This window comes from Mixta hanseatica (assembly GCF_023517775.1).
Taxonomy (GTDB): Bacteria; Pseudomonadota; Gammaproteobacteria; order Enterobacterales; family Enterobacteriaceae; genus Mixta; species Mixta hanseatica.
This window is the reverse complement of the sequence record NZ_CP082904.1, coordinates 1,212,974-1,238,126: the sequence shown is the minus strand read 5'-3', so window position 1 is coordinate 1,238,126 and position 25,153 is coordinate 1,212,974. Positions and strand designations below refer to the sequence as shown.

The window sequence follows — 25,153 nt, the reverse complement described above, 5'->3', positions numbered from 1 at the left end:
CCAAAAAGGGACACAAAAAGCGTTTTCTGAAAGAGATAAATAAAAAGCCCGCTCCTTGCGGCAGCGGGCTTTCACTATCTAACGCGTGAAAAATCAAGCCATTGAGGTCTGATTCATCAGGTCCTGGAACTTAGTGGCTTTCTCAGTCACTTTCGCTTTTTCCAGTACCGCTTCAACCGCCTGCTCTTCCAGAGCGACGTTGCGCATATTGTTCATCAGCTCATTATTTTTGCTGTAGAACTCGATCACTTCCTGCGGATCTTCGTAGGCGGAAGCCATCTCTTCGATCAGCGTCTTCACGCGATCTTCATCCGCTTTCAGATCGTTGGTACGAATCACTTCGCCCAGCAGCAGACCGACCACAACGCGACGCTTAGCCTGCTCTTCGAACAGTTCGCGCGGCAGCTCCAGAGCCTGTTTCTCGTTGCCGCCAAAACGCTGAGCAGCCTGACGACGCAGTACGTCGATCTCGCTGTCAATCAGGGCAGCCGGCACGTCGATCTCATTGGCTTTAACCAAACCGTCGATCGCCTGCGTTTTCACACGATTACGCACGGCGCCTTTCAGCTCGCGCTCCATGTTTTTACGCACTTCCGCACGCAGACCGGCAACAGAACCATCTTCCACGCCGAAACGCGTGATGAATTCTTCGGTCAGTTCCGGCAGCTCGCGCTCTTCAACTTTCTTCAGCACGATAGCGAACTTCGCGTCTTTCCCTTTCAGGTTTTCCGCGTGGTAATCTTCCGGGAATTTCACATCGATAGTGAATTCGTCGCCCGCTTTATGGCCGACAACGCCCTCTTCGAAGCCCGGGATCATACGGCCCTGGCCCATCGCCAATACGAAGTCAGTGGCTTTACCGCCTTCAAACTCTTCGCCGTCTACGGAACCGGTGAAATCAACGGTAACGCGATCTTCTGCCGCCGCTTCGCCTTCTTTCTCTTTCCAGTTCGCCTGCTGTTTACGCAGGGTATCCAGCATGGCGTCAACGTCTTCATCAGTCACTTCAACAATCGGTTTTTCAACTTCGATCGCGTCCAGACCTTTCAGCTCAACTTCCGGATAAACTTCAAATTCTACAGAGTAAGTGAAATCTTCACCCTGTTTGTATTCGCCCGGTACGTAGTTCGGCGCGCCGGCCGGATTGATTTTCTCTTTGATGATGGCATCAACAAAGCCGCGCTGCATCAGATCGCCCAGCACATCCTGACGAACAGAAGCGCCGTAACGCTGTGCCACTACGCTCATCGGCACTTTACCTTTACGGAAACCGTCGATACGTACTTTCTTCGCTACATCGACCAGCTCTTTTTTCACAGCGTTCTCGATGCTGTCAGCAGCGACAGTAATCGTAACGCGACGGCCCAGGCCCTGAGTGGTTTCTACTGAAACTTGCATCTTGTTACCTCAAAAAATCACGAGCTCGGTCAACTTCAGATAGCGCAGAACCAGGTTCGCGCTACCCAACAACCGGGACGGCCTCTGATGAAGAACCCATTCCCTGTTACCAGAAGCGTCCCGAAGCAATTCCGGAAAAATAGACGCAGCATTATAGCGGCATCGTTTTACCGCGTCGAGAACGCAAACCGGGCACCGGTTCGCAGTTTAGTGGAAAATAAGCGAAAAACGGGGTATTCAACGCCGGGCGGCGCGCAAAATTCAGACAAAAGAAAACGGCCCGCAGGCCGTTTGGGTTAATTCTTCACGTTGGTTCAGGCTAACATCCCTGCCCCGCGACAGTTAGGTGAGGAAAGCACCGTATCCTGTAATCCTTCCCACTCCTTCAGCGTATAGGTATGCAACGCCAGCGCGTGCACGCTGCCGGCCAGCTCTTCGCTCAGAGTGCTATAAATAGCACGATGGCGCATTAAAAAGCGCTGGTCGGTGAAACTGTCGCTAACAATCACCACTTTGAAGTGGCTCTCCGATCCCGCAGGGACATTATGACGATAACTCTCATCATGAACTTCCAGGTGGGCCGGTTGAAAGGCGGTTCTTAACTTTTCTTCTATTTGTTCGCGAATCATGACATCCACTCCTCTACGGCAGAGAGCTACGCCCCATCCCTTTAAATATTAGTCGGTTTTCACCCGTTTCCGCGGGTAATGTGAAAAAAACTGTACCGCTTGTTACTGGCAGCGTACGCGATTGCGCTACCGCTCACAGTAAATTGTCTTCCGCCGCGTTGAAAAAACAGGCGGAGTGATGAATTTACACGCCGCCGGGGCTTTCTTCACCGAAACGCAATGATATGATGCCTGCTGTTTTGTCAGCAATATCATTCAGACTTACGAGAAAATAAGCATGTTAAAAAAACTTTTCTTCCCTCTGCTGGCTGCCTTTATCCTGGCTGGCTGTGCAAACAACAGCAATACGATCGATGTACAACCCGCTATCCAGTTGCCGCAGCAGGACCCAAGCCTGATGGGCGTAACGGTCAGCATTAACGGCGCCGATCAGCGTGCCGATCAGGCGCTGGCCAAAGTGACCCGCGATGCGCAGCTGGTTACCCTGACGCCAAGCCGCGATCTGCGTTTCCTGCTGCAGGAAGTGCTGGAGAAACAGATGACCGCACGCGGTTATATGGTCGGTCCTAACGGCGCGGTCGATTTGCAAATCGTGGTAAACAACCTGTATGCCGACGTAACCCAGGGCAATCTGCGTTACAGCATCACCACTAAAGCGGACATTTCTATTATTGCCAGCGCGAAGAACGGCAATAAGCAGGTGAAAAACTATCGCCAGACCTACAGCGTAGAAGGCGCGTTTAACGCCACCAATGAGAAAATCACCAAGGCCGTTAACTCCACCCTGAGCGATGTCATTTCCGATATGGCGCAGGACACCAGTGTGAGCAGCTTTATCAAGCAAAACGCGCGTTAATGATTTTTGGCAGCCCGGCGGGATGCCGGGCCTGCCGACAGGAAAAGAGTCATTATGGATAATCAATTTCTGCGTATGTTTACCCAGCGTAATGCGGCCATCCTGCTGCTGCTGGGTTTCGCTTCCGGTCTCCCTCTTGCCCTCACTTCCGGCACGCTACAGGCGTGGATGACGGTAGAAGGCATGGATCTTAAAACCATCGGCTTTTTTTCGCTGGTTGGACAAGCCTATGTTTTTAAGTTTCTCTGGTCTCCGCTGATGGATCGCTTTACGCCACCTTTTCTCGGTCGGCGTCGCGGCTGGCTATTGATCACCCAGCTGCTGCTGATCGGCGGCATCGTGCTGATGGGCTGTATGGAGCCATCGCGTCATTTAACCTTGCTGGCCGCGCTGGCGGTGCTGGTCGCCTTCTGTTCTGCCTCGCAGGATATCGTCTTTGACGCGTGGAAAACCGATATTTTACCGCCCGAGGAGCGCGGCAGCGGCGCGGCGATTACCGTTCTGGGCTACCGCCTGGCGATGCTGGTCTCCGGCGGGCTGGCGCTGTGGCTGGCGGATCGCTATTTAGGCTGGCAGGCGACCTGGTGGCTGATGGCGCTGATGATGCTGCCCGGACTGATCGCCACCCTGCTGGCGCGGGAACCGATCGATGTCACCACCCGGCCGCATACGCTGGAGGAAGCGGTCATGGCGCCGCTGCGTGATTTCTTTAACCGCAACAACGCCTGGCTTATGCTGTCGCTGATTGTACTTTATAAGTTGGGAGATGCTTTTGCCGCCAGCCTGACTACCTCTTTCCTTATTCGCGGCGTCGGCTTTTCCGCCGGCGACGTCGGGCTGGTGAATAAATCGCTCGGCCTGCTGGCGACCATTATCGGCGCACTCTATGGCGGGGTATTGATGCAGCGGCTGAGTCTGTATCGCGCCCTGATGCTGTTCGGCGTACTCCAGGCCTGTTCCAATCTTGCTTACTGGCTGCTTTCCGTTACGCCGCCGCATATATGGAGTATGGCCGGCGCGGTGTTTGTGGAAAATTTGTGTGGCGGGATGGGCACCGCCGCCTTCGTCGCGCTGCTGATGAGCCTGTGCAATCGCTCGTTCTCTGCGACGCAGTTCGCTTTGCTGTCGGCGCTCTCTGCTGTTGGTCGGGTGTATGTCGGTCCGGCGGCGGGCTGGCTGGTGGAGCTGTGGGGATGGCCAACCTTTTACGCTTTTTCAGTGCTTGCCGCCCTGCCCGGCCTGCTGCTATTGGCGGCCAGCAAACAGAGTCTACTGCAATCGCAGGAGAGCCAGCCGTTTAACCCGCGGCAGTTCTGGCCAGCCGGCTATCGCTGGGCGCTGCGCCTGTTGGCCACCGGCGGCGCGCTGCTGGCGCTTTGGCTGTTGGCGCTGTCGCTTGAAGCCGTCGGGCTGTTAAGATTGCCATCATTGCTTCCTTTATTTAACCTCGGCTGTTTACTGATGTTGGTCGGTATATTTACCGGCACGCTGCTGGACTACCTGGCGCAGCGCAAAACGTTATCCGCTTAATTAAGCCGGGCGGTAAAAATAGTTTCCGCCCGGACAGTAAAACAGCCAGTGCTGTTAAATTTTTGTCCTGAAAATTTCGCAAAAAAATTATCCGTACGGTTTAACAAGCAGCGTCTAATATTAAAAAACGGTGCGTAATTATTAATGTTTAATAATTATCACGCAAATGATGCAAATTTGTTAAACTATTGAGGCTCGATTACGTTGTTTAGAATCAACCCTTCCTATAACTCATTTGAGACATCCTTTTTCGTTATATTAACTCAACCACCTGTCTCCATTAATATTCTGTCACCTTCTGCAACAGATGTGACACCCTTGGCAAAAGGTGTCAACACCCTTCTGACACGTTCTTAAGCTGGTTTACACTGCATAAACCTTCCCGTAAAATGCCGCCACACTTAAACGACAATAGAGCCCTTGTCATTGAGGTCGTTAAATGAGACTCAGGAAATACAATAAAAGTTTGGGGATTTTGTCATTAATTGCAGGCACTTTATTGTTAAGTGGCTGTGATAGTGCGTTGTTAGATCCCAAAGGACAGGTTGCAATGGAGCAACGTTCGCTGATACTGACAGCCTTTGGCTTGATGTTGATCGTTGTTATACCTGCAATTCTGATGGCCGTGGTGTTCGCATGGAAATATCGTGCGTCCAACACTAATGCAAAATATAGCCCTAACTGGTCCCACTCTAATAAAGTGGAAGCGGTGGTCTGGACCGTTCCGATCCTGATCATTCTCTTCCTTGGCGTGCTGACCTGGAAATCAACCCACGCGCTGGAACCTGGCAAACCGCTGGCTTCTGATGTGAAACCGGTTGAGATCGATGTTATCGCACTGGACTGGAAATGGTTGTTCATCTATCCAGAACAGGGTATTGCAACGGTTAATGAGATTGCGTTCCCGGCGAATACCCCGGTGAGCTTCAAAATCACCTCAAACTCCGTAATGAACTCCTTCTTCATTCCGACCCTCGGCAGCCAGATCTATGCGATGGCGGGGATGCAGACTAAACTGCACCTGATTGCTAACGAGCCGGGCACCTTTAAAGGTATCTCGTCTAACTTTAGCGGCCGTGGTTTCTCAGGAATGAAGTTTAACGCTATCGCTACTCCCGATCAGGCTGGCTTCGAGCAATGGGTAGCTAAAGCGAAACAGGCACCGAATACCTTAACCACTATGGATGAGTTCGAGAAACTGGCTGCGCCAAGCGAAAATCATCCGGTTGAGTACTTCTCCAGTGCGAATCCTGAATTGTTCAAGCAGGTTATTGAAAAATTCAAGATGAACCACGGGAAGATGGACATGTCAGGTCATGAAGGCATGGACATGAGTGAAGCCTCTCACGCGGGAGCCGAGGAATAATACGATGTTCGGAAAATTAACACTGGATGCAGTGCCGTATCATGAGCCAATTATCATGATTACGGTGGCCGCCATCATTCTTGGTGGTCTGGCCCTTGCTGCTGCGCTGACTTACTTCGGTAAGTGGAAATATTTGTGGACGGAATGGCTGACCTCAGTCGACCACAAAAAACTGGGTATCATGTATGTGATCCTGGCATTCGTCATGTTAATTCGTGGCTTTGCCGACGCCATCATGATGCGCGGCCAGCAGATGTTGGCCTCAGCCGGGGAAGCAGGTTTCCTGCCGCCTCACCACTACGATCAGATCTTTACCGCCCACGGCGTTATCATGATCTTCTTCGTAGCGATGCCGTTCGTTGTGGGTCTGATGAACATTGCTGTTCCTCTGCAGATCGGCGCGCGCGACGTGGCGTTCCCTTTCCTTAATAACCTGAGTTTCTGGTTCACTGCCGTTGGTGTGATCCTGGTTAACCTTTCTCTGGGCGTTGGTGAGTTTGCTCAGACCGGTTGGCTGGCCTATCCGCCGCTGTCAGGCGCTGAATACAGTCCAGGCGTTGGGGTAGATTACTGGATCTGGAGTCTGCAGCTTTCCGGTATCGGTACGACATTAACGGGTATTAACTTCTTCGTTACTATCCTGAAAATGCGTGCGCCGGGCATGACCATGTTCAAAATGCCGGTATTCACTTGGGCATCGCTGTGTACTAACGTGCTGATCATCGCTTCGTTCCCGGTACTGACCGTCACGCTGGCGCTGCTGACCCTTGACCGTTATCTGGGCTTCCATTTCTTTACCAATGATATGGGTGGCAACATGATGATGTATGTCAACCTGATCTGGGTATGGGGCCATCCGGAAGTATACATTCTGGTTCTGCCGGTCTTCGGTGTGTTCTCAGAAGTTGTTGCGACGTTCTCGAAAAAACGCCTGTTTGGCTACACCTCTCTGGTGTGGGCAACCGTGGTTATTACCGTCCTCTCCTTTATCGTTTGGCTGCACCACTTCTTCACCATGGGTGCGGGTGCGAACGTTAACGCCTTCTTCGGCATTATGACGATGATTATCGCCATCCCGACCGGCGTTAAGATCTTTAACTGGCTGTTCACCATGTACCAGGGCCGCATTCAGATGCACTCTGCCATGCTGTGGACCGTAGGCTTCCTGGTCACCTTCTCTGTAGGTGGTATGACCGGTGTTCTGCTGGCGGTTCCGGGTGCTGACTTCGTGCTGCACAACAGTCTGTTCCTGATCGCGCACTTCCATAACGTTATTATCGGTGGCGTGGTATTCGGTTGTATGGCCGGTGTGACCTACTGGTTCCCGAAAGCATTTGGTTTCACCCTGAACGAAACCTGGGGTAAACGCGCCTTCTGGTTCTGGATTATCGGCTTCTTTGTTGCCTTTATGCCGCTGTACGCGCTGGGCTTCATGGGGATGACTCGTCGTCTGAGCCAGGATATCGATCCGCAGTTCCACCCGCTGCTGGTGGTTGCCGCTATCGGTGTGGGCCTGATCGCGCTGGGTATTCTGAGCCAGCTGATCATGTTCTGGGTGTCTGTACGCGACCGTCATCTGAACCGCGATCTGACCGGTGACCCGTGGGGTGGCCGTACGCTGGAGTGGTCTACTTCTTCTCCGCCGCCGTTCTATAACTTCGCAGTGGTTCCGCACATCAATGAGCGTGATGCCTTCTGGGAAATGAAAGAAAAAGGCGAAGCGTATAAGCAACCTGCTCATTACGAAGAGATCCACATGCCGAAAAACAGCGGCGCGGGCCTGGTTATCGCCCTGTTCGCTACGGTCTTTGGTTTCGCTGCCATCTGGCACATCTGGTGGTTGCTGGGTCTGTCCTTCGTGGCGATGATTGTGAGCTGGATCGTTAAAAGCTTCGACGAAGACGTTGATTACTATGTTCCGGTCAAAGAGATCGAAGAAATTGAAAATCAGCACTTCAAAGACATCAGCAAAGCAGGTCTGAAATAATGGCACAAACACTGTCTAAACAGCACGAAGCCCATGCGGAGCATGGGCATCACGATGCGGGAGCCAATAAAATCTTTGGCTTCTGGATCTACCTGATGAGTGACTGCATTATCTTCGCAACGCTGTTTGCGACCTATGCGGTTATGGTCAACAACACTGCCGGTGGCCCGGCAGGTAAAGATATCTTCGAACTGCCGTTTGTACTGGCCGAAACCGCGCTGCTGCTGTTGAGCTCCATTACTTACGGTATGGCCGTTATCGGCATGAACAACGGCAGCAAAGGCGCGGTTAACCGCTGGCTGGCGCTGACCTTCCTGTTCGGTCTCGGCTTTATCGCGATGGAAATCTATGAGTTCCATCATCTGATCGCGGAAGGCTTTGGTCCGGATCGCAGCGGCTTCCTGTCCGGCTTCTTTACGCTGGTAGGTACCCACGGTCTGCACGTCACCTCCGGTCTGATCTGGATGCTGGTACTGATGTTCCAGCTGGCGAAAAACGGCCTGACCGAGACCAACCGCACCCGCGTTATGTGCCTGAGCCTGTTCTGGCACTTCCTGGATGTGGTTTGGATCTGCGTATTTACCGTTGTCTACCTGATGGGGGTCATGTAATGAGTCATTCTGCTAACCAACATGGCGTCACTCCTCACAGTACCGTGAAGTCTTACATGATCGGCTTCATCCTCTCTGTCATCCTGACGGGTATCCCGTTCTGGATGGTAATGGATGGCGGCGCTTCGCATGGCACCATTCTCAGCGTGGTTCTGGTGTGTGCGGTAGTTCAGGTGCTGGTTCACCTGGGCTTCTTCCTGCACCTTGATACCAAATCTGAAGGCGGCTGGAATATGGTGGCGATTGTCTTTGCCGCCATCATTATCCTGATTGTCGTCGTCGGCTCGCTGTGGATCATGTGGAACCTCAACTACAACATGATGATGTCCCACTAAAGAGTCGTACGTGATGATTAAGCAATACCTGCAAGTAACAAAACCAGGAATTATTTTCGGGAATTTAATTTCTGTTATCGGGGGTTTTCTGCTGGCGTCAAAAGGCAGCATTGATTACACCCTGTTTCTCACCGCCCTCGTTGGTGTTTCACTGGTGGTCGCATCAGGTTGTGTTTATAACAACTTTATCGACCGCGACATCGACAGAAAAATGGAGAGAACCAAGAATCGAGTGCTGGTAAAAGGCCTCATCTCTCCGAAAGTAACCCTGGTTTATGCAACCGCATTAGGTATTGCTGGCTTTGCGTTGCTGTATTTCGGAGCAAACCCGCTGGCCATGTGGCTGGCGGTTATGGGCTTCGTGGTATACGTCGGCATTTACAGCCTCTATATGAAGCGTAAATCAGTCTACGGTACGCTGATTGGTAGTCTGTCCGGCGCTGCGCCGCCGGTCATCGGCTACTGCGCAGTGACTAACGAGTTTGATGCTGGCGCGCTGATCCTGCTGGCGATCTTTAGCCTGTGGCAGATGCCGCATTCCTATGCGATTGCTATCTTCCGCTTTAAAGATTATCAGGCAGCGAACATTCCGGTTCTGCCGGTAGTGAAAGGCATCTCCGTGGCGAAAAATCATATTACGCTCTACATTCTGGCGTTTATGATTGCCACACTGATGCTGACGCTGGGCGGCTACGCTGGCTACAAATATCTGGTGGTTGCGGCGGCAGTAAGCGTCTGGTGGCTGGGTATGGCGCTTTCAGGCTACAAAACCTCAAACGATCGCGTTTGGGCACGTAAACTGTTTGTGTTCTCTATCGTGGCTATCACGGCGTTAAGCGTGATGATGTCGGTCGACTTTATGGCGCCGGCGTCTCAAAATCTGCTGACTTACGTACGCTAATCGTAAGCTACATCACTAAGGGCGCTTATTGCGCCCTTTCTTTTTGTTACGACTGCTTAAACACTTCCGTTTTACCCGCCCTGCCCTGCTCCTTAAAATAGTGTCAGTAATAATACTGAGGTTGCAATGAACGATAACAAAATGACACCGGTTGAACTGCGCGCGACCTGGGGTTTAGGCACCGTCTTCTCTTTACGTATGTTGGGCATGTTTATGGTGTTGCCCGTGCTGACCACATACGGCATGGCTTTACAGGGTGCAAGCGAAGCGCTTATTGGCCTGGCAATCGGTATTTATGGCCTGGCTCAGGCGATTTTCCAGATACCGTTTGGCCTGCTTTCCGATCGTATTGGTCGTAAACCGTTAATCGTCGGCGGTCTGCTGGTGTTTGTGCTCGGCAGCGTTATCGCCGCCAGCACGACCTCTATTTGGGGCGTGATCCTTGGCCGCGCCCTGCAAGGCTCCGGCGCTATCGCCGCCGCGGTGATGGCGCTGCTCTCTGACCTGACGCGTGAACAGAACCGTACTAAAGCGATGGCGTTTATTGGCATCAGCTTTGGCGTAACGTTTGCCATTGCGATGGTGTTGGGCCCGATTATTACCCATGCCCTTGGCCTGCATGCGCTGTTCTGGATGATCGCTATTCTGGCCAGCTGCGGTATTGTGATAACGCTGCTGGTAGTGCCTAACGCGCCGCATCATGTTTTGAATCGCGAATCGGGGATGGTTAAAGGTAGTATTCGCGAAGTGCTGATGCAGCCGCGCCTGTTGAAGTTGAATATCGGCATTCTCTGCCTGCATATCCTGCTGATGTCGAGTTTCGTTGCTCTGCCCGGCCAGTTTGAACAGGCGGGTTTCCCGGCGGAGCAGCACTGGAAGGTTTACCTGATTACCATGCTGGTGGCGTTTGTTGGCGTGGTGCCCTTTATTATTTATGCCGAAGTTAAACGCCGTATGAAGCGGGTATTTATCTGCTGCGTCGCCTTGATACTGATTGCTGAGATTGTGCTCTGGGGCGCCGGAAATCATTTCTGGACGCTGGTAATTGGCGTGCAGTTGTTTTTCCTCGCCTTTAATTTGATGGAGGCCATTTTGCCTTCGTTAATCAGCAAAGAATCGCCGGCCGGTTATAAAGGCACCGCGATGGGTATCTACTCCACCAGCCAGTTTTTGGGCGTGGCGATAGGCGGCAGCATGGGCGGCTGGGTGTTTGATCAGTTTGACGCGCAAACGGTATTTCTACTGGGCGCGGTGGTGGCTACGCTGTGGCTGCTGCTCAGCAGCACCATGCAGGAACCGCCCTATGTCAGCAGCCTGCGTATCGTGCTGAGTGAGAATGCGCTGAACGATCCGCGCCTTGAGCAGAAGCTTAAAGCGCAGCGCGGGGTTTCTTCGGTGTTTATCGTGCCGGAAGAGCGCAGCGCCTATATTAAAATTGACAGCAAGGTGACCAGCCGGGTTGAGCTGGAAGCGCTGATCGCCAGCGCCTGACGCGTTGCCCTTCCCCGTCGGAAGTATCGATATAATAAGGGCCGCATGGCGCGGCCCTGCACTATCAACGCGGCCTGATACCAGCACTGCGGTCTAAGGCGCAGGAAGGCCGGGCAGAAGAGTAAAGCGTCCCGCGCCATGGACGGCGCTCTCACACTTAATTAATCGCGAAAGTTTTTAAACTGGAACGGCTGTCCCAGATTGCCACCACGCACCAGCGCAATCGCGCTTTGCAGATCGTCGCGTGACTTACCGTTAACGCGCACCTCTTCGCCCTGAATCTGCGCCTGCACCTTAATCTTGCTGTCTTTGATAAGCTTAACGATCTTCTTCGCCATATCGGTCTCGATGCCCTGTTTCAGTTTGGCATCCAGGCTCCAGCTTTTTCCGCTATGTTCTATCTGCTCCGGCACTTCCAGCGCCGCGCCTTCAATCCCGCGCTTCAGCAGCTTTTCCCGCAGGATATCCACCAGTTGCTTTACCTGAAAATCGGACTCGGTGGTTACTTTAATCGTCTGTGCTTTTTCATTCAGCTCAATGCTGGCGCTGACGTTACGAAAATCGAAGCGGGTGGACAGCTCCCGGTTGGCGTTTTCTACAGCGTTTCGTACTTCCTGCATGTCGATTTCTGAAACGATATCGAAAGATGGCATAATTTTTTCTCCAGATTCGAAAGTGACAGGCATAATACCTGCTTGTGCATGGCAAGGAAAATAGCCCTTCGGCATAGCTATACTCAATTAACTCGCCGGTAAGGCTCTGAAAACCCGCCTGCGGGAGGACGCATGAAAATTACAGTACTCGGCTGCGGCGCGCTCGGCCAGCTCTGGCTGGCGGCGCTCAATCGGCAGGGACATGAAGTACAGGGCTGGCTACGCGTTCCCCAGCCCTGGTGTTCAGTGAATGTGATCGATACCGATGGTTCGGTGGTGAATAAAACCTTTATCGCTAACGATCCGCTGTTTCTTAGTCAGTGCGACCTTCTGTTGGTCACGGTGAAAGCCTGGCAGGTGTCCGGCGCGGTAAAAAACCTGCAAAGCCTGTTGCCGCCTGACTGTCCGGTTTTACTGTTGCATAACGGCATGGGCACGCTGGAGGAGCTGAAAAGCTTAACGCAGCCATTATTGCGCGGCGTCACCACCCATGCGGCGAAACATGACGGCACGGTTATTCTGCACGTCGCCGGCGGCACCACCCATATTGGACCCGGTTCCGCCGACAGCGCGGCGTTAAGCGAGCTGGCGGAGATGCTGCATCAGGCGCTGCCGGATGTCGCCTGGCATAATGATGTCTCCGCCGCCTGCTGGCAAAAACTGGCGGTTAACTGTGTTATCAATCCCCTCAGCGCGATCCATGACTGCTTAAACGGCGAACTGATCGCCTGGCCGGAACAGATCGCCCTGCTGTGCGAAGAGGTAGCGGCGGTAATGACGCGGGAAGGCCTGCATACCAGCGCAGACCAGCTGCGGGAATATATCTATGCCGTTATCGCCAGCACCGCCTTAAATGTCTCGTCGATGCTGCAGGACATCCGCTCCCAACGCCGCACCGAGATTGAATATATTACCGGCTATCTGCTGAAGCGCGCGCGCGCGCAGGGGATCGCCGTGCCGGAGAATGCCCGGCTGTATGAACTGATTAAGCGTAAGGAACAAGATTATGAACGCGAACGTATCGGTGCTGGTCTGCCTGGCACATGGCACTGAAGAAACCGAAGCCGTAACCACTATCGATCTGCTGGTACGCGGCGGTATTAACGCCACCACCGCCAGCGTTAACGGCGACGGCAACCGCGAAATTGTCTGTTCGCGCGGCGTCCGATTGCTGGCGGATGCAACGCTGGTCGAGGTGGCGGACAATGACTTTGCAGCAATCGTTCTACCGGGCGGCCTGAAAGGTGCGGAAGCCTTCCGCGACAGCCCGCTGCTGGTAGAAACGGTGCGGCAGTTTCATCTTTCCGGACGTATCGTTGCCGCCATTTGCGCGGCGGCCGGCACGGTGCTGGTGCCGCACGATCTCTTTCCGCTGGGCAATATGACCGGTTTCCCCGGCCTCAAAGAGACCATTCCGGCAGAAAAATGGGTAGAAAAGCGCGTGGTTTGGGATCCGCGGGTAAACTTACTGACCAGCCAGGCGCCGGGCACAGCGATAGATTTCGCCCTGAAGCTAATCGATCTGCTGGCAGGAAAAGAGAAAGCGCGAGAAGTGGGAGAACAGCTGGTGATGGCCGCGGGCATTTACGATTACCGTGACCCGTTTTAAGGGTTAACAGGCCAGCCGGGCGGCTGGCCTGCTGACGTGATTAAGGGCGATACACCTTCACGTTTTTAAAGCCCTGCTCATATAGATAAAGCGCCTGCAAACGGCTCATCACGCCGCGATCGCAATACAGAAGCCAGGTTTTGCTCTGGTCGAGGTCGCCAAACTGCGTGGCCAGTTTGAAAAACGGCAGCGATTTCACCTCAGCCCCGTCCACATTCAGCGGCTTAGACTCCTGCTCATCCAGCGAGCGAATATCCAGCAGCGCTTCGTTCTCAGAAACAGCAGCGACGGTTTCAACCTCCACCACCTCTTCTTCCGACTGCTCCGCGATAGTGCGAATATCAACGTTAGTCGCTTCCTGCACCGCACGATCCAGCACGCTGAAATCGAAATGTTCTTCTTCCGCCTCGATCTTGCTCTTCACCGCTTTGACCGTCGGACTTTTTGAGATCACGCCGCAATATTCCGGCATGGTACGGGCAAAATCTTCCGTGCCGATCTGGCGCGCAATATTGATGATGTGCTCTTTATCATGCGAAATCAGCGGGCGCAGAATCAACGTATCGGAAGCATTGTCAATCAGGCGCAGGTTGGTTAGCGTCTGGCTGGATACCTGACCCAGCGCCTCGCCGGTCACCAACGCCTGCACGCCATAACGTTCGGCAATTTGCGAAGCCGCACGCACCATCATGCGCTTCAGCACCACGCCCATCTGGCCATCGTCCACTTTTTCCAGAATCTCTGCCACCACCGGCTCGAAATTGATCGCGACAAAACGCACGCGATGCGAGCGGCCGAAACGATGCCACAAATAGTGCGCGACCTGACGCACGCCGATTTCATGCGCCGCGCCACCAAGGTTAAAGAAGCAGTAATGCACGCGGCAGCCGCGACGCAGCAGCATATAGCTGGACACGCCAGAGTCGAAGCCGCCGGAAATCAGCGACAGCACATCTTCTTGCGTACCGATAGGGAAACCGCCCAGCCCTTCATAGCGGCCGGTAACCAGAATCAGGCGCTCGTTCTCAATCTCCAGATTGACCGTAACCTGCGGATGCGAAAGCTTTACCTGCGCGCTGGCGATATGCTGGTTCAGCCCGCCGCCGACGTAGCGCTCTACGTCCTGCGAGCTAAACGGATGCTGACCACGGCGCTTAACGCGTACGCAGAAGGTTTTTCCCTCCAGGCGCTCGCGGTTAACGGCCAGCGTCTGCTCGAAAATATCGTGCATATCGGTCCAGGTGCGATCCTCAACCGCCAGTACGTGATGAATACCCGGGATACGCGTTAGCTCATCAATATAAGTTTCACGCAGGCTCTCGTTTTTAGAGCGCACTTCGATATGATCCCAGTGACGCACCACTGCCAGAGTTTCATCAAGATCCTTCAGTATGTTACGAATGTTGCCCGTAAGGATTTTGATAAAGCGCAAGCGCACCGACTGACTCTTGATGGTGATTTCAGGAAATAATTTAATGATAAACTTCATGGCAGCACAGCTCTGAGAGAATTAAGTGCTAAAAACAGCGGCACTTAACTGATAAAATCAATGAATTGCAAAGTCACCCGTGTCCTTTGCTTCCGAGGCGCGGCAGTATATCACTTTTGTCTTTGAGCTGCCTGTTTTACCGTCATGTTCTATCATTATTTTGCTAATCATTTCGAGTCGGCTACCATGTCCGCTTGCTATAGATAAAAAACCTGTGAGCCAATAATCACTATGCCAAAAAAAGCCGAACAGCCCATCAGTTTTGAAACTTCCCTGCAGCAGCTGGAACAGATTGTTACCCGCCTGGAAAGTGGCGATCTGCCGCTGGAAGAGGCGCTGAATGAGTTTGAGCGCGGCGTACAGCTGGCGAAAGTGGGGCAAAAAACGCTGCAGCAGGCGGAACAGCGCGTTCAGATCCTGCTTAATGATGATAAAGATGCCGCCCTGACGCCTTTTACGCCGGATGCTGAATAATGGATTTTGCTGAACTGCTCGCCCACTATCATCAGCGGGTAAACCATGCGCTGTCGCGTTTTATCGCTCCCCTGCCCTTTCAGAGTTCTCCTCTGGTTAATGCCATGCAATATGGGGCATTATTAGGCGGTAAACGGCTGCGTCCGTTTTTGGTGTATGTGGTCGGCGATATGTTGCAGGCCGATGCCGATAGCCTGGACGCGCCCGCCGCCGCCGTTGAATGCATCCACGCCTATTCACTGATTCATGACGATCTTCCGGCCATGGATGACGATAGCCTGCGTCGCGGGCAGCCGACCTGTCACATTAAATTTGGCGAAGACACCGCCATTCTGGCAGGCGATGCGCTGCAAACGCTGGCCTTTTCCATTCTTGCCGATGCGCCGATGCGCGGCGTACTGCCGCAGGACCGTATCGCCATGATTTCCGAGCTGGCGCAAGCCAGCGGCGTCGCCGGCATGTGCGGCGGTCAGGCGTTGGATCTGGCGGCGGAAGGCCAACAGATCGATTTAGCGGCGCTGGAAAAAATTCATCGTCATAAAACCGGTGCGCTGATTCGCGCCGCCGTCCGCCTTGGCGCGTTGAGCGCAGGCGAGCGTGGACGCGCGGCTCTGCCGCTTCTTGACCGCTATGCCAACGCGATTGGCCTTGCCTTTCAGGTTCAGGATGACATCCTGGATGTGGTGGGCGATACCGCGGTAACGGGAAAACAACAGGGTGCCGACCAGCATCTTGGTAAAAGCACCTACCCGGCCCTGATGGGACTGGACGATGCCCGCCAGAAAGCGCAGGACCTCTATCAGGAAGCGCTTGCCGCGCTGGATCATCTGGCCGCGCTTTCTCTGGACACTTCCGCCTTACGTGCGCTGGCAGGCTTCATAATCGAACGCGATAAATAACCTCCACAATGAGTCTCTGATGAGTTTTGATACTGCAAAATACCCGACGCTGGCGCTTGCCGATACCGTGCAAGAACTGCGTAAACTGCCAAAAGAGAAGTTACCGGCACTGTGCGATGAGCTACGTCAGTACCTGCTGGACAGCGTTAGTCGCTCCAGCGGCCATTTTGCTTCGGGCCTCGGGGTGGTTGAGCTGACCGTCGCGCTTCACTACGTCTATAACACGCCGTTCGATCATCTGGTGTGGGACGTCGGCCATCAGGCCTACCCGCATAAAATTCTGACCGGACGTCGCGACCGTATCGGCACCATCCGCCAAAAAAATGGTCTGCATCCTTTTCCCTGGCGGGCAGAGAGCGAATATGACGTGCTGAGCGTCGGCCACTCTTCAACCTCGATCAGCGCCGGTCTGGGAATGGCGGTCGCCGCCGGTAAAGAGGGCCAGGGCCGCCGCACCGCCTGTATTATCGGCGACGGCGCAATTACCGCCGGCATGGCCTTTGAAGCAATGAACCACGCGGGCGATATCAAAGCGGACCTGCTGGTGATTCTGAACGATAACGAAATGTCGATTTCAGAGAACGTCGGCGCGCTGAATAATCGTCTGGCGCAAATTCTCTCCGGTAAAACCTATGCGCGCCTGCGTGAAGGCGGCAAAAAGGTGCTGACCGGCCTGCCGCCGATTAAAGAGCTGGTTAAGCGTACCGAAGAGCATCTGAAAGGCATGGTAGTGCCGGGCACGCTGTTTGAAGAGCTGGGCTTTAACTATATCGGTCCGGTGGACGGCCACGATGTGCTGACGCTGGTGCATACGCTCAGCAATATGCGCGATCTGAAAGGGCCGCAGTTCCTGCATATCATGACCAAAAAAGGCAAAGGCTACGCGCCGGCGGAGAACGACCCCATCGCCTGGCACGCCGTGCCTAAATTCGATCCGGCCAGCGGCGCGCTGCCGAAAAGTTCCGGCGGCTTACCAACCTATTCGACGATTTTTGGCGACTGGCTGTGCGAGACCGCGGCGGATGACGATAAGCTGATGGCGATCACACCAGCGATGCGCGAAGGCTCTGGTATGGTGGGCTTTTCACGTCAGTATCCGGGGCAATATTTTGACGTGGCGATTGCCGAGCAGCATGCGGTGACCTTTGCGGCGGGACTGGCTATCGGCGGCTATAAGCCGGTGGTGGCGATCTACTCCACCTTCCTGCAGCGCGCTTACGATCAGTTGATTCATGACGTGGCGATCCAGCAGCTGCCGGTGCTGTTCGCTATCGATCGCGGCGGCATTGTCGGCGCGGATGGTCAAACCCATCAGGGCGCGTTTGATCTCGCTTTCCTGCGCACTATCCCTGGCATGGTAATTATGACGCCCAGCGATGAGAACGAATGCCGTCAGATGCTCTATACCGGCTACCACTATCAGGCTGGCCCCAGCGCCGTGCGCTATCCGCGCGGTACCGGCACCGGCGCGCCTATGCAGCCGCTGGCAGCGCTGCCGCTGGGCAAAGGCGTGGTCAAACGCCGCGGCGAGCAGCTGGCCATCCTCAACTTCGGTACCCTACTGCCGGAAGCGCAGGCGGCAGCCGAGGCGCTGAACGCCACGCTGGTGGATATGCGTTTCGTTAAACCGCTGGATGAGGCGTTGGTGCTGGAGCTGGCGGCCAGCCATGAATCGCTGGTGACGCTGGAAGAAGGCGCGATCAAAGGCGGCGCAGGCAGCGGCGTTAATGAGCTGCTGATGGCGAAGCGGGTCGCACTTCCGGTACTGAATATCGGCCTGCCGGATGAGTTTATTCCGCAGGGCACCCAGGATGAGATTCGTCACGACTATCAGCTAAATGCGGCTGGTATTCAGCAGCAGATTGCCGCCTGGCTGACGCAGTAACGCTCCTGAGCGCCGGTCCGCGTACATCGCAGACCGGCGCTACATCTTTTTAACCTCGTCCTGCTTAACTTGCTTCTCCCCTACTTTCATCACGCGCTTTGGCGCGACGTTTAGCTGCTACGCTTGAAACCATCCGCTGTTAAATTATTTCTTTATCGCAGGAGTGTTTATGAAAATGATTCAACTGGGCAGTACCGATCTGCAGGTTTCCCGCCTCTGTCTCGGCTGTATGACATTTGGCGAGCCCGATCGCGGCACGCATTCCTGGACCTTGCCTGAAGAGAACAGTCGTCCATTAATTAAACAAGCGCTGGAGTCGGGAATTAATTTTTTCGATACCGCCAACAGTTATTCCGACGGCAGCAGCGAAGAAATTGTCGGGCGGGCGCTGCGCGACTATGCGCGTCGTGATGAAGTGGTGGTCGCCACGAAGGTCTATAACCAGATGAGTAATCTGCCGCGTGGGTTGTCGCGCAAGAATATTATGCAATCCATTGACGACAGCCTGACGCGCCTCGGCATGGAGTATGTCGATTTGCTGCAGATCCACCGCTGGGATTATGAGACGCCGCTGGAAGAGACGCTGGAAGCGCTGCACGATGTGGTACAGGCGGGCAAGGCACGCTATATCGGCGCCTCGTCGATGTACGCATGGCAGTTTGCAAAAGCGCTGTATACCGCGGATTTACACGGCTGGACGCGCTTTGTCAGCATGCAGGACCAGTACAATTTAATCCAGCGCGAAGAAGAGCGTGAAATGCATCCGCTGTGCCTGGCGGAAAATGTTGCCGTTCTCACCTGGAGCCCGCTGGCGCGTGGTCGTCTTTCGCGCCCCTGGGGAGAAAGCACCGCGCGGTCGGCATCGGATGAGTTCGGCAAAACGCTGTATGCCAGTAACGAAGAGAATGACGCGGCAATAGCCCAGCGGGTTGAGACGCTGGCGGCGGAGAAAGGGGTCAGCCGGGCGCAGATCGCGCTGGCGTGGCAATTAACGAAACCAGCGGTCACCGCGCCGATTATTGGCTCTTCACGCGCTGAACAACTGGCGGACCTGGTTAAGGCTGTAGAGGTTAACCTGACGCCAGAAGAGGTGGCGGAACTGGAAACGCTCTATCAGCCGCACCCGGTGGTCGGATTCCAGTAAGCAGTCGGGCGGCGAGAGGAGTTTCGCCGCCCGGTTCGCCGGTTACAACGGCCAGTGCTGGCCGATAAACCACAGCAGCGCGGCGGAGATAATCCCGGCGATAATATCATCGACCATAATCCCCATTCCGCCGTGCACATTGCGATCGAACCAGCGGATCGGCCAGGGTTTCCACATATCCAGCACGCGGAAAATAACAAATCCCGCCACGACCCATTGCCAGCTATTGGTCGGGATCGCCATCAGGGTAATCCACATACCGATAAATTCATCCCAGACAATACTGCCGTGGTCATGAACGCCCATATCTTTCGCGGTACGGTGGCAGAGGTAAACGCCAATAGAGATACCAAACATCACCAGTAGCGAATAGATATCCTGCGGCAGAAAGGTCATCAGCCACCAGAACGGCAGCGAGGCCAGCGATCCCATGGTGCCCGGCACCCACGGGAACAGGCCGCTACCGAAACCGGTCGCCAGCAGATGCCATGGGTTACTCAGGCGCAGACGGCTTTTCGCCAGATCTTTATCGCGCGTCAAAATGATCGAATCCCTTCAGGTTAAGCGTGGTTGGCTGACCATCCTGCAACAGTGTCAGCCCCTCCGATTCCGGCGCCAGCTGACCGATACAGGTATAAGGCACGCCCAGGCGGCCCAACGCCACATCCAGCGCCCCCCGGTTGATCTCAGGCACGGTAAAGCAGAGCTCGTAATCTTCGCCGCCGCTTAGCGCCCAGCGCAGCGCCTGCTGCGCGTCAAAGTGATCGCGCAGCACAGGGGATAGCGGCAGCGCATCGATATTTACCCGCGCGCCGCACTCGCTGGCCTTCAGGATATGGCCTAAATCAGAGACCAGGCCATCAGAAATATCAATGGCCGCGCTGGCCAGGTTACGCAGCGCCTGGCCCTGTAAAATGCGCGGCATCGGACGCAGATGGCGCTTAATTAGCGCTTCGTGCACCCCAGGATCGGTAATGCGCACCCGATGCTGCAACAGCGCCAGGCCCGCCGCGCTGTCGCCCAGCGTGCCGGTAACATAAATCCAGTCGCCCGGACGCGCGCCGCTACGGCGCAAAGCGCGACCGGCCGGCACCAGACCGTGAATGCCCAGCGTCAGGCTACGCGGCCCACGCGTGGTATCGCCGCCGATTAGCTGCATATCGTAATAGTCCAGCAGTTCAAACAGGCTGTCGCTGAACGCTTTCAGCCAGGCTTCATCAACGTCCGGCAGCGTCAGCGCCAGCGTTAGCCAGGCCGGATCGGCGCCCATTGCGGCGAGATCGCTCAAATTGACCGCCAGCGCCTTGTAGCCCAGATCGGCAGGATGAATATCGCGCAGAAAGTGGATGCCTTCCACCAGCGTATCGGTACTGATGGCCAGGGTCTGCTTTTCCGGCACGTTCAGTAACGCGCAGTCGTCGCCAATACCCTTTTCCACATCGCGACGTGAGCTTGTCACGCGGTTAAAATAACGCGCGATCAGTTCAAATTCGCCACATGACATAATGAAATTCCGCTGAACCTGAATAGAAAAGGCCGGAAAGAATCCGGCCTCGGTTGCTTATTTTTTGTTGGGGCGGATTTGCGGAGCGGCTTTATCCAGCACGCCGTTAACAAATTTATGACTGTCTTCAGCGCCGAACACTTTCGCCAGCTCGATACCTTCGTTGATGGCCACTTTATAAGGCACATCGCTACGCTTGCTCAGTTCATACAGAGAGACGCGCAGAATGGCTTTTTCTACCTGACCCAGCTCTTCCAGCTGGCGCGACAGGTAAGGCTTCATCAAACCGTCAAGGTACGCGCTGTTGGTCGCAACGCCAGCCAGCAGCTCGCGGAAATAGTTGATATCAACATCTTTGACATCCTGTTCCGCGAGAAACTGATATTCAATATCAGCAATGTCATTATTGGACAACTGCCAGGAATAAAGCGCCTGGACAGCACACTCACGGGCGCGGCGACGAGCAGCAGGTTTCACAAAAATCCCCTTACAAAAATCAGGCTTTAATGGCTTTCAATACGTTAATCATTTCGAGCGCGGTCAGTGCAGCTTCCGCACCTTTATTGCCCGCTTTGGTACCAGCGCGTTCAATAGCCTGCTCGATATTTTCAGTGGTCAGGACGCCAAAGGCGACCGGGATTTCGCTATTCATAGCGACGCTGGCAAGACCTGAACTGGCCTCGCCGGCAACATATTCGAAGTGCGCGGTGCCGCCACGGATTACGGTGCCCAGAGCGATAACCGCATCGTGTTTTCCGGCATTGGCAACGGCGCGAGCCGTCATAGGCAATTCATAGGCGCCCGGCACCCAGATAACGGTGATGTTTTCATCTTTCACCTGACCAATGCGCTTTAACGCATCGATCGCACCATCCAGCAGGCTGTCGTTGATGAAGTTGTTGAAACGCGCAATGATAATCGCGACTTTCGCTTCCGGCGTAGCAACAGCAGCTTCGATAATTTTCATAATTTTCCTTTCAGGGTTCTTATTGGCCCCGCAGGGGGGCGGATTCTACCACACTCTTTCGCACTCTGCTTCCGCTTTTCCGCAGGGCGTTAAACTGGCCTGAGCGTCAGGCGTAAATCGGAGCCGACCTGACGCACATCGCTGAAGCTAAACCGCGGCGCATCACGCAGCTGGCTCAGGCCAGGTAAGGCGCACAGCCCACGGGCGCTATCGCCCAGCAGTTTAGGCGCCATATAAACAATTAGCTCATCCACCACGCCCGCTTCCAGCAGCGCGCCGGCCAGCTGCGCGCCCGCCTCGACCCACACCTGATTGATCTGCTGTTTCCCCAGCATCATCATTAAAGAGACCAGATCGAGCCGGTTATCGCGCGGCGGCACTCGCAGCTGCCGCACCGCCTGCGGCCAAACCTGCTGCTCATCCGCCTGCAGGCGCGCCAGCCAGGTTTCGCCCGGCTGATGCAACAGCCGATGCTGCGGCGTCACGCGGTTCTGGCTGTCAATAATTACCCGCACCGGCTGACGTAAATTCTGCTGGGGATAGCAGGCCTGCGTGGCGGCGCCCAGCTCATCCCAACGCACCGTCAGCGCCGGATCGTCAGCCAGCACTGTCGCGCTGCTGCTGAGGATGGCGGAGCTTAACGCGCGCAGGCGCTGCACATCGTGGCGTGCTTCGGGCGAGGTTATCCACTGGCTTTCGCCGCTGGCCATCGCCGTGCGGCCATCCAACGACGCACCCAGCTTTAACTGTACGAACGGAAAGCCGGTGCGCATCCGCTTTAAAAAACCGCGGTTCAGCGCTTCAGCTTCCGCCATCATCAGCCCGTGGCTGACGGCGATGCCTGCCTGCTGCAGGCGGTAAAGCCCGCGTCCGGCAACTTCTGGATTCGGGTCCTGCATCGCGGCGACCACCCGGCTGACGCCGGCGGCAATCAGTGCCTCGCAGCAAGGGGGCGTACGACCGTAATGGCTGCAGGGTTCTAAGGTAACGTACGCCGTCGCGCCTTGCGCCCGATCGCCCGCCATCCGTAACGCATGTACTTCAGCATGCGGCTCGCCGGCGCGCTGATGCCAGCCTTCGCCGACGATGACGCCGTCGCGGACGATCACACAGCCGACATTGGGGTTGGGCGTAGTGGTAAAACGGCCGCGCCGCGCAAGCGTAAGCGCACGCGCCATATACTCTTCATCGCGCATAGCTTAATCCTGTAAACGGGCGATCTCTTCGCCGAATTCACGAATATCTTCAAAGCTGCGATAAACGGAGGCGAAACGGATATAGGCCACTTTATCGAGCTTTTTCAGCTCATCCATAACCAGGTTGCCGATCATTTTGCTGGGGATTTCACGCTCGCCGGTGGCGCGCAGCTGAGTTTTAATATGACTAATGGCGTTTTCAACGGCATCCGAGCTGACCGGCCGTTTTTCCAGCGCTTTCACCATGCCGCTGCGCAGCTTATCTTCATTAAACGGCTCGCGGACATCGTTGCTTTTAATCACGCGTGGCATCACCAGTTCCGCCACTTCAAAGGTGGTAAAACGCTCATGGCAGTCCAGGCATTGACGACGACGGCGCACGGACGTGCCTTCGCCAACCAGACGGGAATCAATCACTTTGGTATCCACGGCGGAACAGAATGGGCAATGCATGACATATCCTGATTCTTCACGAAATTAAACCTTAGTGTACCGCGAAGCCCCTGACAACCAAAGCCTCGGCGGGCTGGCAACGCATTTTTCTGTGCGCGTCGCGTGCTTTTTCGCCCTCCCGTGCGCTTTCACCTAAGCTTGTAAGTAAAGGCGTTAAAAGGAGAGCGAAAAATGAAAAAGGGTCTTTTTCTACTGCCGTTACTGACCGCAACGCTGCTTAACGGCTGCGCGGCCCCTTCCCCGGCAAAAAATCAGGCGCTGCACGGTGAAATCAATCAGCTTAATCAGCAGGTCAATCAGCTGACCCGTCAGGCCAGCGCGCTGGAACAGCAAAATCAGCTGAACAGTCATTCCAGCCAGGGCGCATGGCTGCTGCCCGCAGCGCATACGCGCGCCGAGCTAAAAAGCCAGGCCGGGCCGCTGATGCTTACCCTGTCGCGCATCGAGCCTGAAGCCAGCGGCACCCGCGCCCTGCTTACGCTGCGCTCGGCGAACGACCGTCCGTTGCAAAACCTGCGAATGCAAGTTGAATGGGGCGAGCTGGATAGCGTTACCGGCAAACCGCTTAGCGCCGGCGCGCTGTCACAAACCATCGAGGTGCGTAATACGTTGCTGCCTAAAGCGGAGCAGCCGATTCCGCTGCGCCTGAGCGGCCTGTCGCCCCAGCAGCTGGGATTTGTTCGGGTTCATGACGTTGAGCCGTTGAACTGAGCGTTGGCTCAGCCGAGTCACGGCGATGATGTCGCTGTTCTGCAGAAATGAAAAAGGCCGCTGATGCGGCCTTTATTTAGCTGACAACCGTTGCCTTACGGCAGAATCGAAGGCTGGTCAGCGCCCTCTTTCTCTACTTTCTGCTGAAGCATATGTTCACGCTTCATACCCAGCTTCAGCGCCAGCGCGGAAGCGACGTAGATAGAAGAAATCGTACCGATAGAAACACCGATCAGCATCGTTAGCGAGAAGCCTTCCAGCAGCGCGCCGCCGAAAATAAACAGCATCAGCACCACCACCAGCGTCGTTGCTGAGGTCATGATGGTACGGCTTAGCGTCTGCGTCAGCGAGACGTTAACGATCTCATAAGGCGTTCCGCGACGGATCTTACGGAAGTTCTCACGAATACGGTCGGAAACTACGATGCTGTCGTTCAGCGAGTAGCCGATTACCGACATCAGCGAGGCGACGATAGTGAGATCGATCTCAATATGGAACAGCGCCAGAATGCCGAGCGTGATGATCACGTCATGCGCCAGCGCCAATACCGCGCCGAGCGCCAGACGCCACTCAAAGCGGAAACCCACATAGATCAGGATAGCGATCAGCGCCACCAGCAGCGCCATGCCGCCCGCCTGCGCCAAATCGCTGCCGACGCTGGGGCCGACAAACTCAATACGCTTAACGGTCGCGCTTTGCCCGGCAGCCTGGTTAATCACCGAGACCACCTTATTACCCAACTCCTGACCCGCGTTGCCGGCATTCGGCGACAGACGGACCATCACGTCACGACTGCTGCCGAAATTTTGCACCTGCGGTTCAACAAAGCCTGACTTCTCCAGCGCACCGCGCAGCGTATCCAGCTCGGCCGGTTTTTCCAGGGTGATTTCGATTACCGTACCGCCGGTAAAATCGAGCCCCCAGTTAAACCCGCGCACGCCCATGATAATCACTGACGCGATCAGCAGCAGCCCGGAAAGGGTAAAGGCCAGCTTATCCCAGCGCATAAAGTCATGGACTTTACGGCCGTAGTTTAATTGTTCAACACTGTATTCCTGTGCCACA

The 25,153-nt window shown here is 55.0% G+C and carries 26 protein-coding genes; 15 read left to right on the top strand and 11 right to left on the bottom strand.

Features of this window, described 5'->3' with window-relative positions; all coding sequences use genetic code 11:
• Positions 1-93: 93 nt before the first annotated feature.
• Entirely contained in the window at positions 94-1,398 is a 1,305-nt protein-coding gene (gene tig / locus K6958_RS05910; RefSeq protein WP_249893794.1) for a trigger factor, read from the bottom strand.
• A 314-nt stretch (positions 1,399-1,712) separates the two neighbouring features.
• Entirely contained in the window at positions 1,713-2,027 is a 315-nt protein-coding gene (bolA, locus tag K6958_RS05905) for a transcriptional regulator BolA (protein WP_249893793.1), read from the bottom strand.
• A gap of 277 nt (positions 2,028-2,304) precedes the next feature.
• On the opposite strand from bolA, the gene K6958_RS05900 reads away from it, so the two are divergent.
• From K6958_RS05900 to K6958_RS05865, 8 genes are all read left to right on the top strand, one after another.
• A complete protein-coding gene (locus tag K6958_RS05900) occupies positions 2,305-2,883 on the top strand; it encodes a lipoprotein (protein WP_249893792.1) in 579 nt (192 codons plus the stop codon).
• Between the two features lie 54 nt (positions 2,884-2,937).
• Entirely contained in the window at positions 2,938-4,413 is a 1,476-nt protein-coding gene (gene ampG / locus K6958_RS05895; RefSeq protein WP_249893791.1) for a muropeptide MFS transporter AmpG, read from the top strand.
• A gap of 439 nt (positions 4,414-4,852) precedes the next feature.
• Positions 4,853-5,779, top strand: coding sequence for a cytochrome o ubiquinol oxidase subunit II (gene cyoA / locus K6958_RS05890; protein ID WP_249893790.1), 927 nt, complete (start codon positions 4,853-4,855; stop codon positions 5,777-5,779).
• A 4-nt stretch (positions 5,780-5,783) separates the two neighbouring features.
• On the top strand, positions 5,784-7,766 hold the full coding sequence (cyoB, locus tag K6958_RS05885; RefSeq protein WP_249893789.1) for a cytochrome o ubiquinol oxidase subunit I: 1,983 nt from the start codon (positions 5,784-5,786) through the stop codon (positions 7,764-7,766).
• Positions 7,766-8,377 (top strand): cytochrome o ubiquinol oxidase subunit III, encoded by a 612-nt coding sequence (locus K6958_RS05880; protein ID WP_434085191.1) that lies wholly within the window; start codon positions 7,766-7,768, stop codon positions 8,375-8,377. Before cyoB ends, K6958_RS05880 begins: the two co-directional genes overlap by 1 nt.
• Positions 8,377-8,712 carry a cytochrome o ubiquinol oxidase subunit IV gene (locus K6958_RS05875; protein WP_249893788.1) on the top strand — a complete coding sequence of 112 codons (336 nt, stop codon included), beginning with the start codon at positions 8,377-8,379 and terminating at the stop codon, positions 8,710-8,712. Before K6958_RS05880 ends, K6958_RS05875 begins: the two co-directional genes overlap by 1 nt.
• A gap of 13 nt (positions 8,713-8,725) precedes the next feature.
• Positions 8,726-9,613, top strand: a complete 888-nt coding sequence (gene cyoE / locus K6958_RS05870; protein WP_249893787.1) for a heme o synthase — start codon at positions 8,726-8,728, stop codon at positions 9,611-9,613.
• Between the two features lie 126 nt (positions 9,614-9,739).
• Positions 9,740-11,104 carry an MFS transporter gene (locus tag K6958_RS05865; protein WP_249893786.1) on the top strand — a complete coding sequence of 455 codons (1,365 nt, stop codon included), beginning with the start codon at positions 9,740-9,742 and terminating at the stop codon, positions 11,102-11,104.
• A 161-nt stretch (positions 11,105-11,265) separates the two neighbouring features.
• Here K6958_RS05865 and K6958_RS05860 read toward each other — a convergent pair whose 3' ends face one another.
• Positions 11,266-11,757 (bottom strand): YajQ family cyclic di-GMP-binding protein, encoded by a 492-nt coding sequence (locus K6958_RS05860; RefSeq protein ID WP_249893785.1) that lies wholly within the window; start codon positions 11,755-11,757, stop codon positions 11,266-11,268.
• Positions 11,758-11,889: 132 nt separating this feature from the next.
• Here K6958_RS05860 and panE point away from each other — a divergent pair, with 132 nt between their 5' ends.
• Together panE and yajL are read left to right on the top strand one after the other, a co-directional pair.
• Entirely contained in the window at positions 11,890-12,810 is a 921-nt protein-coding gene (panE, locus tag K6958_RS05855) for a 2-dehydropantoate 2-reductase (RefSeq protein ID WP_249893784.1), read from the top strand.
• A complete protein-coding gene (gene yajL, locus K6958_RS05850; protein WP_249893783.1) occupies positions 12,764-13,366 on the top strand; it encodes a protein deglycase YajL in 603 nt (200 codons plus the stop codon). The genes panE and yajL overlap by 47 nt, the downstream gene beginning before the upstream one ends.
• A gap of 40 nt (positions 13,367-13,406) precedes the next feature.
• Here yajL and thiI read toward each other — a convergent pair whose 3' ends face one another.
• A complete protein-coding gene (thiI, locus tag K6958_RS05845) occupies positions 13,407-14,855 on the bottom strand; it encodes a tRNA uracil 4-sulfurtransferase ThiI (protein WP_249893782.1) in 1,449 nt (482 codons plus the stop codon).
• A 231-nt stretch (positions 14,856-15,086) separates the two neighbouring features.
• Here thiI and xseB point away from each other — a divergent pair, with 231 nt between their 5' ends.
• The 4 genes from xseB to K6958_RS05825 all read left to right on the top strand — a co-directional run bounded on the left by xseB (position 15,087) and on the right by K6958_RS05825 (position 19,257).
• Positions 15,087-15,329: an exodeoxyribonuclease VII small subunit gene (xseB, locus tag K6958_RS05840; protein ID WP_085067726.1), complete on the top strand. Its 243-nt coding sequence runs from the start codon at positions 15,087-15,089 to the stop codon at positions 15,327-15,329.
• Positions 15,329-16,228, top strand: coding sequence for a (2E,6E)-farnesyl diphosphate synthase (gene ispA / locus K6958_RS05835; protein WP_249893781.1), 900 nt, complete (start codon positions 15,329-15,331; stop codon positions 16,226-16,228). Before xseB ends, ispA begins: the two co-directional genes overlap by 1 nt.
• A gap of 19 nt (positions 16,229-16,247) precedes the next feature.
• On the top strand, positions 16,248-18,113 hold the full coding sequence (gene dxs / locus K6958_RS05830; RefSeq protein ID WP_249893780.1) for a 1-deoxy-D-xylulose-5-phosphate synthase: 1,866 nt from the start codon (positions 16,248-16,250) through the stop codon (positions 18,111-18,113).
• 169 nt (positions 18,114-18,282) lie between these two features.
• Positions 18,283-19,257: an aldo/keto reductase gene (locus tag K6958_RS05825; RefSeq protein ID WP_249893778.1), complete on the top strand. Its 975-nt coding sequence runs from the start codon at positions 18,283-18,285 to the stop codon at positions 19,255-19,257.
• Positions 19,258-19,299: 42 nt separating this feature from the next.
• Here the strand turns inward: K6958_RS05825 and pgpA are convergent, their stop codons facing one another.
• The 6 genes from pgpA to nrdR form a co-directional block, all read right to left on the bottom strand.
• The gene (gene pgpA / locus K6958_RS05820) at positions 19,300-19,803 is read right to left on the bottom strand and encodes a phosphatidylglycerophosphatase A (RefSeq protein ID WP_249894603.1); all 504 of its coding nucleotides are present in this window, start codon (positions 19,801-19,803) and stop codon (positions 19,300-19,302) included.
• Positions 19,784-20,761 carry a thiamine-phosphate kinase gene (gene thiL / locus K6958_RS05815; protein WP_249893777.1) on the bottom strand — a complete coding sequence of 326 codons (978 nt, stop codon included), beginning with the start codon at positions 20,759-20,761 and terminating at the stop codon, positions 19,784-19,786. The genes pgpA and thiL overlap by 20 nt, the downstream gene beginning before the upstream one ends.
• 57 nt (positions 20,762-20,818) lie before the next feature.
• Positions 20,819-21,238, bottom strand: coding sequence for a transcription antitermination factor NusB (gene nusB / locus K6958_RS05810; RefSeq protein ID WP_085067732.1), 420 nt, complete (start codon positions 21,236-21,238; stop codon positions 20,819-20,821).
• Positions 21,239-21,257: 19 nt separating this feature from the next.
• Positions 21,258-21,728, bottom strand: a complete 471-nt coding sequence (gene ribH / locus K6958_RS05805) for a 6,7-dimethyl-8-ribityllumazine synthase (RefSeq protein ID WP_249893776.1) — start codon at positions 21,726-21,728, stop codon at positions 21,258-21,260.
• Positions 21,729-21,817: 89 nt separating this feature from the next.
• Positions 21,818-22,924 carry a bifunctional diaminohydroxyphosphoribosylaminopyrimidine deaminase/5-amino-6-(5-phosphoribosylamino)uracil reductase RibD gene (gene ribD / locus K6958_RS05800; RefSeq protein WP_249893775.1) on the bottom strand — a complete coding sequence of 369 codons (1,107 nt, stop codon included), beginning with the start codon at positions 22,922-22,924 and terminating at the stop codon, positions 21,818-21,820.
• A gap of 3 nt (positions 22,925-22,927) precedes the next feature.
• Positions 22,928-23,377, bottom strand: coding sequence for a transcriptional regulator NrdR (nrdR, locus tag K6958_RS05795; RefSeq protein ID WP_038627640.1), 450 nt, complete (start codon positions 23,375-23,377; stop codon positions 22,928-22,930).
• Positions 23,378-23,548: 171 nt separating this feature from the next.
• Here nrdR and K6958_RS05790 point away from each other — a divergent pair, with 171 nt between their 5' ends.
• A complete protein-coding gene (locus K6958_RS05790) occupies positions 23,549-24,088 on the top strand; it encodes a DUF3251 domain-containing protein (RefSeq protein ID WP_249893774.1) in 540 nt (179 codons plus the stop codon).
• Between the two features lie 95 nt (positions 24,089-24,183).
• Here K6958_RS05790 and secF read toward each other — a convergent pair whose 3' ends face one another.
• Entirely contained in the window at positions 24,184-25,152 is a 969-nt protein-coding gene (secF, locus tag K6958_RS05785) for a protein translocase subunit SecF (protein WP_249893772.1), read from the bottom strand.
• Position 25,153: the final 1 nt, after the last annotated feature.

Bases quoted from the DNA above. Each gene is read 5' to 3' on its own strand.
- cyoE (WP_249893787.1), top strand. From the start codon at position 8,726: ATGATTAAGCAATACCTGCAAGTAACAAAACCAGGAATTATTTTCGGG.
- yajL (WP_249893783.1), top strand. From the start codon at position 12,764: ATGAACGCGAACGTATCGGTGCTGGTCTGCCTGGCACATGGCACTGAA.
- panE (WP_249893784.1), top strand. From the start codon at position 11,890: ATGAAAATTACAGTACTCGGCTGCGGCGCGCTCGGCCAGCTCTGGCTG.
- thiL (WP_249893777.1), bottom strand. From the start codon at position 20,761: ATGTCATGTGGCGAATTTGAACTGATCGCGCGTTATTTTAACCGCGTG.
- ispA (WP_249893781.1), top strand. From the start codon at position 15,329: ATGGATTTTGCTGAACTGCTCGCCCACTATCATCAGCGGGTAAACCAT.
- K6958_RS05790 (WP_249893774.1), top strand. From the start codon at position 23,549: ATGAAAAAGGGTCTTTTTCTACTGCCGTTACTGACCGCAACGCTGCTT.
- K6958_RS05860 (WP_249893785.1), bottom strand. From the start codon at position 11,757: ATGCCATCTTTCGATATCGTTTCAGAAATCGACATGCAGGAAGTACGA.
- ribD (WP_249893775.1), bottom strand. From the start codon at position 22,924: ATGCGCGATGAAGAGTATATGGCGCGTGCGCTTACGCTTGCGCGGCGC.
- cyoA (WP_249893790.1), top strand. From the start codon at position 4,853: ATGAGACTCAGGAAATACAATAAAAGTTTGGGGATTTTGTCATTAATT.
- tig (WP_249893794.1), bottom strand. From the start codon at position 1,398: ATGCAAGTTTCAGTAGAAACCACTCAGGGCCTGGGCCGTCGCGTTACG.
- nrdR (WP_038627640.1), bottom strand. From the start codon at position 23,377: ATGCATTGCCCATTCTGTTCCGCCGTGGATACCAAAGTGATTGATTCC.
- ribH (WP_249893776.1), bottom strand. From the start codon at position 21,728: ATGAAAATTATCGAAGCTGCTGTTGCTACGCCGGAAGCGAAAGTCGCG.
- bolA (WP_249893793.1), bottom strand. From the start codon at position 2,027: ATGATTCGCGAACAAATAGAAGAAAAGTTAAGAACCGCCTTTCAACCG.
- ampG (WP_249893791.1), top strand. From the start codon at position 2,938: ATGGATAATCAATTTCTGCGTATGTTTACCCAGCGTAATGCGGCCATC.
- xseB (WP_085067726.1), top strand. From the start codon at position 15,087: ATGCCAAAAAAAGCCGAACAGCCCATCAGTTTTGAAACTTCCCTGCAG.
- cyoB (WP_249893789.1), top strand. From the start codon at position 5,784: ATGTTCGGAAAATTAACACTGGATGCAGTGCCGTATCATGAGCCAATT.
- dxs (WP_249893780.1), top strand. From the start codon at position 16,248: ATGAGTTTTGATACTGCAAAATACCCGACGCTGGCGCTTGCCGATACC.
- thiI (WP_249893782.1), bottom strand. From the start codon at position 14,855: ATGAAGTTTATCATTAAATTATTTCCTGAAATCACCATCAAGAGTCAG.
- K6958_RS05875 (WP_249893788.1), top strand. From the start codon at position 8,377: ATGAGTCATTCTGCTAACCAACATGGCGTCACTCCTCACAGTACCGTG.
- K6958_RS05865 (WP_249893786.1), top strand. From the start codon at position 9,740: ATGAACGATAACAAAATGACACCGGTTGAACTGCGCGCGACCTGGGGT.
- K6958_RS05825 (WP_249893778.1), top strand. From the start codon at position 18,283: ATGAAAATGATTCAACTGGGCAGTACCGATCTGCAGGTTTCCCGCCTC.
- K6958_RS05900 (WP_249893792.1), top strand. From the start codon at position 2,305: ATGTTAAAAAAACTTTTCTTCCCTCTGCTGGCTGCCTTTATCCTGGCT.
- K6958_RS05880 (WP_434085191.1), top strand. From the start codon at position 7,766: ATGGCACAAACACTGTCTAAACAGCACGAAGCCCATGCGGAGCATGGG.